General features: G+C 66.4%; 4 protein-coding genes. All 4 read right to left on the reverse strand.

What is annotated here, in order from left to right:
- A partial coding sequence (locus AACR77_RS04590; RefSeq protein WP_042880028.1) for a tetratricopeptide repeat protein occupies positions 1-1481 on the reverse strand: 1481 nt, incomplete at its 3' end.
- On the reverse strand, positions 1466-2575 hold the full coding sequence (gene bcsZ, locus AACR77_RS04595; RefSeq protein ID WP_042880030.1) for a cellulose synthase complex periplasmic endoglucanase BcsZ: 1110 nt from the start codon (positions 2573-2575) through the stop codon (positions 1466-1468). The genes bcsZ and AACR77_RS04590, both read right to left, overlap by 16 nt.
- 3 nt (positions 2576-2578) lie before the next feature.
- Entirely contained in the window at positions 2579-4804 is a 2226-nt protein-coding gene (gene bcsB, locus AACR77_RS04600; RefSeq protein ID WP_081999389.1) for a cellulose biosynthesis cyclic di-GMP-binding regulatory protein BcsB, read from the reverse strand.
- Positions 4801-7322 (reverse strand): UDP-forming cellulose synthase catalytic subunit (gene bcsA, locus AACR77_RS04605; protein WP_042880034.1); only part of this gene is annotated, 2522 nt, incomplete at its 5' end. The genes bcsB and bcsA, both read right to left, overlap by 4 nt.

Here is a 7322-nt window from a genome sequence, read left to right on the forward strand (position 1 = left end):
ACTCGATAGGCCAGCCACACCTCTTCCGGGGTCAGCGCGAGTGCCTGCTCGCGAAGGCGCAGCGCCGCCGCCACCTTGCCGGTCCGATCGAGCTGATCGGCCTCCTCCTGCAACAGCCCGGCCTTGAGCCGCCGCCCTTCGGCCTGCATCCCGGGGGTGCCCTGCTGCTCCAGCAGGGCCAGGGCACGCGCCGGATCCTGCTCCTTGTAGAGATCGAACAGGCGGGCCAGGGCCCGCTCCCGCGCGCTCCCCATGGCGAGCGCCTTGCGATAGGCGGACTCCGCGTCGGCATCGCGATGACGGCCACGCTCGCTGTCTCCTAGCCCCAGCCAGGCTTCGGGTTCATGCCCATCCTGGGCGATGGCACGGCGATACAGGGTCGCCGCCTCATCCCACTGCTCCCGTTCCAGGGCGCTGCGCCCCTGGCTCACCAGCAGCCAGTAGCGGTTGGTAGCCAGCAGGCTGCGCCATTTGTCCTTGTCGGTCACCTCGGGGTGTGCCAGCACCCGTTCAAACTGGGCGATGGCCAGCGCTCGCTGATCGTTGCGGGAGTAGGCCTGCCCGAGGGCCCCCATGAGTTCGGGATCCCCCGGGTTGGCAGCCAGGGCACGCTGCAAGCGGGAGATGGAGGCACCACCTCCCGCCGTGCTTGCGAGCGCCGACTGGCGTGCGCGATAGGCGGGCGAGGCCCACTTCTCCTCCTGGGCCGCGAGCAGCTGTTCCGCCTTGGTGGTATCCCCTTCGCCAAAGAGCACCATGTACTCCTGCAAGGCAGCGATGCTCCCGGGACCGATGGGCAGGGATTCGATGTCCGCGAGCCAGATCTCGGCGGCCTCGTCCCGCTGATAGGGATCTCGCGCCATCTCGCGCAACAGGTTCTGCGCCCCCTGGCGCCGACCCTCCGCCAGATAGAGGCGAGCCAGCCCGCCCCGCACTCTGGGCTCACCCGGATATTGCCGGTTGAGTGCCTCCAGGGCCGCCAGCCCCTTTGCCTTCATGGCCGGGATCCGTGTCTGCAACAGGGCATAATCCACCGCCACGTCGAGATTGGGGGGCAAATCACCGGAGAACAGGGAGCGATAGAGACGCTCGGCCTCCTCCAGCCTGCCGGCGCTGGTCAGCAGCCTGGCTTGTTGCAGTTGCTGGCGCCTGGCCGGTTCGTTCAGGGCCAGGTTGGCCATGCCCTGACGATAGAGCGCAGAGTCGGGGTCTTGCTTGCCAAGGCGGGCCAGCAGTGCCCCGGCCTCCTTGACCTTGCCCTGGCGCAGGGCCTGACGGGCCTGGGCTGCCAGCAGCTCCGGATGATCGGGCTCCACCAGGGAGAGGGAATAGAGGCTGTTGCTGACGAGATCTTCCCGCCCACGGGCCTCGCCAATCCTGACCTGCTCCAGCAGCCAGGCCACCGGCTGTACCGTCCCTTGCGCCAGGGCTCCGCTCATCAGGCAGGCGAGCAGGCACCCCAGGGTCACTCTGCCTGACATGACTCGCTCCAATCCGGCTGCAGGGTACCGTCGGCGGCAAAGCGATAACGCCCCTGATCCCAGCCTGCGCCGAACAGGGTCAGCACGCTGCCGTAGTAGGCATCCGCATCCAGCCCGTGATCGGAGACCTGCTTGCGCAAGGTGACCTGCACCGGCAAGCCCCGTGACAGGGGCAGGAGGGCGGCGGCAAAGCCGCTCGGCCCCTTGCCCTGAACCTGTCCACTCTGGCTGGAGACCCGCTCGGGCAGATGACCCGATTCGGTCAGCTGCGCCAGCATGGGGGCAAAGTGGGCCACCAGGGAAGCCCTGGCGGGATCCTCCTCGCTCAGCATGCCGAGCCAGAGATAGACGCGGATGGCGTCATAGCCACCGGTGTCGCCCTTGTCCGCCGTCACCTGCCACCCCTTGTCGGCCTGCCAGTCCACCCAGTCCGGGGCAAAGCCACGGGGCGCACTCTCCTGCAGCAGCTTGGGCAAGAGGGCCCGCATCTCCCCCCAGGGCCCCTTGAAGGAGGCGAATCTGGCCAGCAGTTGTGGAGGCAGATAGCTGGGGTTGAGGGTCCAGCGTCCCTCCCCCTCATAGCCTTTCGCCCCGGGCAGCAACACGGGGCCGAGACCCGGCAGCGTGGCGACCTCCTCCCGGGCGATACGGCGCAGCAACAGGGTGCCGAGGGCAGAGTAGCTGTGGTTCTCCCACAGGCGACCCGCCTCCAGCAGGCTGTAGGCTATCCAGAGATCCGAATCGGACGCGCTGTTCGCATCCAGCACGCCCCAACTGCCGTCCTGCTGCCTGCCCCAGAGCCAGGATGGCAGGAAGCCGGTCAGATCCCCGCGGGCGAGCTGCCGCTCCGTCCAGTCGAGCAGGCGGGCAAAGGTCTCCCTGTCATCGTTGACCAGGGCGAAGAAGAGGGCATAGCTCTGGCCTTCCGAGGTGGTGATGCGGCGCCCCTCGGCAGGGTCGATGACCCTGCCTTCTTCGCTGATGTAGTGCTGGCGAAAGTGATCCCACTCCGGCCAGTGACAGACGGCCTGCGCCGGGAGGGAACAAAGGGCCCAGAGGAGCAGGGCACCACAGACATTTTTCATCTGAGTCATCTCTTAATCTTCCTTCAGACGGCGGCGACTGGCACTGGCAAGCAGCACCCGCAGGCCCCAGCCCAGTACCAGCATGCAGAGCAGGGTCAGCCCGGCAAGACGCACCGGATAACGGGCAAACAGTTGCCAGAGACGCTCCCACCACGGCAGGTAGCCCACCTCGTAGCGATCCCCCACCACCAGGCTCTTCACCCCGGATTCCCGGATGATGGCCACCGAGCCTGCCACCTGATCGCGCAGGGTCCGGGTCTGCAGGGCATCATTGAGCAATGTGACCCCCGCCGGTCCATCCGCCAGCAAGGCCACCAGGCTGCGCTGATCATGGGTCGGCGATTGCAGCCCCAGGATGACGGCGATGGCCCGGTTGCCCGTCATGCCCACCCGGGCCTGGGGCTGGCGATCGGCCATGGTGTGCAGCAGATCCCCCTTGTGCTGGCGGGTTGGCTCGTTGACCCAGCTGCGCGTGGATTGCAGCAGGGCGTCGGGAGCCAGATCCCCTCGAAACTCCTCCGGCAGGGTGCCGATGAGCAGGGTATCCCGATCCGCGGTGCGCGCTCGCTCCCAGTCGTCCAGAACCTGCAGGGAGAGCGCCGGATACCCGGTCTCGGCCCCGATGGCACCGACGGCATCGAGCAAGGTGGTGATCTGCCCGGGATGGGGTCTGGCCGGCATGACAATCTGGGTGTCGGCGAGATCCGCCATCCGGCTGAACGGGAAGCCGGCATAGGCGAACGCCTTGAGATCGGGCATCTCGATGAAGTGGCGATAGCCGGTGAAGTCGATGGTGGAGCCCTCGTCGATGCGCACCTGATGGGCTGGCGGCATGACCAGGTCGCAACGGCCATCCTCCGTTCCTCCCATGTATTGCTGGGCATACTCGAACGAGAAGCTCAGACTGTTGGCCTGGGTGGTCTTGAGCCCGGGCATGCGCAGCGCCATGGTGTCGCCGTCGTCGGCAAACCAGAGCGGCAGGGTCAGCAACCGCTCACTCTTGACCTCGCCGGGCTCGAGCGTGAACGACTTCATGAGCTGGCCGTTGACCCCCACATCCAGCCGGGAACCGTCGCGCAGGGTGGGCGAGGTGTGGTGATACTTCAGCTCCGTCCTGATGCCGTTCTCCCCCAGCAGATAGAGATCAGGCGGCAGGCGCAGCGTCAGGCTCATGGGCCACAGCGTGCGTCCCGTTGCCTGCAACTGACCCGGGTACTCCGTGAGCTCATCAAAACGCATCTTGCGATCCAGTCGCACCCAGTTCGGGGCATCGTAGGGTTGACGCGGCAAGAGCGGCTTCACCTCGTCCACCATGACGCTCTGGCCACGCAGCATGACATCGCCTCGCGCCAGCCCCTGCACCGCCGTCAGCAGATCCTGCTGATCCCGCCCCAGGATCAGCAGCAGCTTCACATAGGGGTTGTCGGGGGAGCTGATCATGTCGATGGTGGGCCCCTTCACCTCGGGATAGTCCACCAGGAAATCGGGGCGCGCGTCATTGGTGGCAAAGATCACGGCGTTGCGATCCGGCAACTGGTTGATGAGCACCGGGAAATGCTGGCCCCGCCACTGGGCCTTGGTGCCGAACCAGGAGGCCAGCACCGCCGCCGCCTGCTGCTGCTCCGGGGGCACTGAGCCCGTGAACACCATGGGCAGAGTCAGCTTGCCATTGTCCCGCACATCGAGGAACGGCATGGGGAAGAAGGAGAGCTCGTTGCGCACCGGCAGGGTCTGCAACTGCAGGGTCAGCTTGCTGTCCCGGTTGACGTTGAGCCAGAGGGTATCGCTCGCCGGGTTCTCGCACACTTTCTGATAGTGGCCAACGAAGCTCACCTTGAGGCGGTTGAAATCCTTGGCATAGCGGGGATCCAGCTCGATGCTGGCATGGGTCATCGTCCCCATCTGATCCTGGTTGAGGGCCGTCACCCCCATCAGCTCGTCATTGAGATAGACCTTGACCTGGGAGATGAGCGGCAGCAGGGAGGGCGATGGCGTGAAGTTCAGGTCCAGGGTGGCCCGGGTCACCACCTCGTCCCGCCGCACGGTGAAGTCGGCCAGTCCGTCTGGCGCATTGCCGCGCAGGGAGAGGGTGCCTGGCGATGATGCCATCTGTTCGAAGCTCATCCCCTGGGTGCGCACCGGAGCGGGAACGGGCGGCAGGGGGCCGACGGCCTCGGCGGCGGTCGCACCCTGCGCCATCAGCAGGAGAGGAATAAGGTAGCGTTGTGGTTTCATCATCCTTTCACTGTCTGTGAGGTCGGAGTCCCGGCCCGGAAATCTGGGGAGACGCGACGGGGAACGAAGGAGAGGAGCCAGCGAGCCAGCTTCTCGAGGAGGATACAAACAAAGCCGATGGGTGAGGTACGGGCCAGACGCCAGTAAGCCCCCCAGCCGAGCAGGGTAATGTCGATCAGGCTGTGGAGGGGGCGATCCTTGCCCAGACGCTGCTGCCACAGGGACCAGGTATCGGCCCGGGCGAAGGTGCACTGGATGAACTCGACATGCTGTGCCTGCGCCATGGGCTCCAGCTCCAGCCCCAGCTTGCAGCCGAACACCCGCTGCACCTTGGCGGCGAACGCCTGCTCCCGCTGGTCATGGCGCAGCAGCAACCAGACCCTCTCCTTGTCGGCCAGGGGCAGGGGCGCCTCGAGCAGCACCCCGACCCCCCCGTTGGAGTAATCCCTGACGGTACAGGGGTAGAGGTGACCGTTCGCCAGCCTGATGGCCGCCGGCATCACCATCTCCACCCTGGGGTTGGCACGGACCTGCCGCGACTCGAAGGCCACCGCCAGGGCGCCGCCCAGTATGGTCATGTTGTAGAGGGTCCAGATCATGCTGAGGATCAGGGTCGGCACCTCGTCGGCGGGGCCGGTGCCGATGCGCCAGAGGCCGACCCCCAGCCCGCACAGATTGAGCAGGATCAGCAGCAGATAGGGGCGGGAGACCGACAGATCGAGGAACACCTCCTCCGTCATCCCCCCCTTGGCGGTCACGTTGAACGTCCCCTTGTGGGGTGCAAAGAGCGCCACCGTGGTCGGCCTGGCGATGTACCAGGCCAGCACCGTCTCATAGACCTCGCCCCAGAAGGAGTGGCGCACCTTGCCCTGCAACCGGGAGTTGGTCAGGGCGCTGTGGAAGATGTGCGGCAACATGTAGAGGGCGATGGCCGCCGCCGGGGCATAGATGATGTAGGCGTGCAGGATCAGGAAGGCGAGCGGCGCCGTCAGGAAGATGAGCCTCGGTATGCCCGAGAGGAAATGCAGCATGGCATTGAAGTAGCACAGCCGCTGCCCCAACTTGAGCCCCTTGCCGAAGAGGGGGTTGTCCAGACGCAGGATCTGCACCATGCCGCGCGCCCACCGGATGCGCTGACCAATGTGGGCAGAGAGGCTTTCGGTGGCCAGCCCCGCCGCCAGCGGGATCCGGATATAGGCCGAGGTGTAGCCGAGGCGGTGCAGCCGCAGGGAGGTGTGGGCATCCTCGGTGACCGTCTCCACCGCGATGCCGCCGATCTCGTCAAGGGCGGTGCGCTTGATGACGGCGCAAGAGCCGCAGAAGAAGCTGGCATCCCACATGTCGTTGCCATCCTGCACCAGGCCGTAGAAGAGAGCCCCCTCGTTCGGCATCTTGCGAAACCGTTGCAGGTTGTGTTCGAACGGATCGGCGGAGAAGAAGTGGTGGGGGGTCTGGACCACGCCCAGACGGGGATCCCGGTAGAACCAGCCCACCGTCATCTGCAGGAAGGAGCGGGTCGGCAGGTGGTCACAGTCGAAGATGGCGACCAGATCCCCGGTGGCCATCTTGAGGGCGTGATTGATGTTGCCCGCCTTGGCGTGCTCATGGGTCGACCGGGCCACATAGCGGATCCCGGCCTCCTCGGCGAAGTCGCGAAACGCCGCCCGCCCCCCGTCGTCAAGCAGCCAGATGGTCAGCTTGTCGGCGGGCCAGTCGAGCCCCATGGCGGCGTAAACAGTCCCCTTCACGATGGCGAGATCCTCGTTGTAGGTGGGGATCATCAGATCCACGCTGGGCCACTGGGCCGGATCCGCCGGCAGTTGTGCCGGAGGGCGATGCAGGGGCCATGCGGTCTGCCAGTAGCCGAGCAGCAGCACCAGCCAGGCATAGGTCTCGGCGGCCAGCAGCAGCAGGCCGCAGGCCAGGCTGACGGGATCGAACCAGTCGAGGGTCGAGGTGTAGCGCCACCAGATGTAGCGGCAGGAGATAGTGAGGGAGAGCACCATCATCATCAGCATGGGATAACGGCCCGGCACGGCCCGCAGGATGAAGGCCATGGCCGCCAGCAAGAGGACGAACACCAGTTGCGCCTGCAGGGTGAACGGCTGGGTGACGCAGAGCAGGGAGAGGCTCCCGGCCACCACGCAGAGCAGCACGCTCTTCCAGCGTGCCTCGCGGGGCGTGGCCCTGGCGGCGGCCAGCCCTTTCTCCTCCTGGCGGGCCAGGAAGGCCCCGAGAGTCTGGGTGCCCCGGTGCCAGAGCCGCTGCCAGGAGGCAGGCCAGCGCAGAGGGATGGGTTGTGGGCGACGCACTATTATCCAGAGGCTCTGCAACAGAACGCGCAGGGGATCCCCCACCCGGGGGTGCGTCAGCTGGGGATAGAGCCCCCGGGCATGGCCCAGCACCCATTGCCAGCCATGACGCTCGAGGGGGAAGATAACCCAGGCCAGCAGCCAGCCCAGGGTCAATGCGGCAGCCCCCGGGCGGGAAGCCCCCCGCTCGCGCAGTGCGCGATAGCGCT

It is taken from the genome of Aeromonas sp. ZOR0002 (genome assembly GCF_963866995.1).
GTDB classification, from domain to species: domain Bacteria; phylum Pseudomonadota; class Gammaproteobacteria; order Enterobacterales; family Aeromonadaceae; genus Aeromonas; species Aeromonas caviae.